The sequence below is a fragment of the Streptomyces beijiangensis genome, assembly GCF_017315755.1.
GTDB classification, from domain to species: domain Bacteria; phylum Actinomycetota; class Actinomycetes; order Streptomycetales; family Streptomycetaceae; genus Streptomyces; species Streptomyces beijiangensis.
The window spans coordinates 1-602 of record NZ_JAFLRJ010000761.1 but is presented as its reverse complement, the minus strand read 5'-3'; the positions used below and the strand labels follow the sequence as shown (position 1 = coordinate 602).

The window sequence follows — 602 nt, the reverse complement described above, 5'->3', positions numbered from 1 at the left end:
GCGGACCGCAGAAATCTGCGGCGCGGGAGGGAACGCGCCTCTGGACGGTGCTGGTGGGAAGACATCGGCACGGACTCCACTCTTTTCGTCGTTCAGGCACATGGCCCGGGACAAAACTCAGCGCTGACCAGGGCGCCCGGCAAGGACCGGGCACCCTGGTCGTTCCAGAGGTGCGGTCAGCGGCCGCCGTGCAGGGTCACCGACTTCCCCGGGGTCAGCGCCACGTCCCTGGTGGTTCCGGACATCGTGACCGTCGTCCTGCGGCCGCCGACGCTGTGGATCGTCGCCTTGGTCACGCGGCCCCGCTCCCACGACACGTCGACCGTGAACCCGCCCCTGGCGCCCACCCCGGTGACGGAACCGGAGGCCGCCCAGGCATCGGGGAGCGCGGGCAGCAGCTCGATGTGGTCCGGGCGGGAGTAGACCAGCATCTCCAGCATTGCTGTCGGGGTGCCCAGGTTGGCGTCTATCTGGAAGATGGCGCGGGTGTCCGAGACCCGGTACATGTCGAAGAAGTTCATCGCCGTGCCCGTGTCACCGCCCGACCAGGGGCGCAGATTCGTGAGCACCAGTTGGTACGCCTTGTCGGCGTCCTTCAGGCG

1 protein-coding gene is annotated in these 602 nt (G+C 68.6%); it reads right to left on the bottom strand.

All coding sequences use genetic code 11. The features are described from left to right. Positions 1 to 176: 176 nt before the first annotated feature. Positions 177 to 602, bottom strand: a 426-nt coding sequence (locus J0695_RS38920) for a glycoside hydrolase family 95-like protein (RefSeq protein ID WP_372445912.1), incomplete at its 5' end; no start/stop codon positions are given.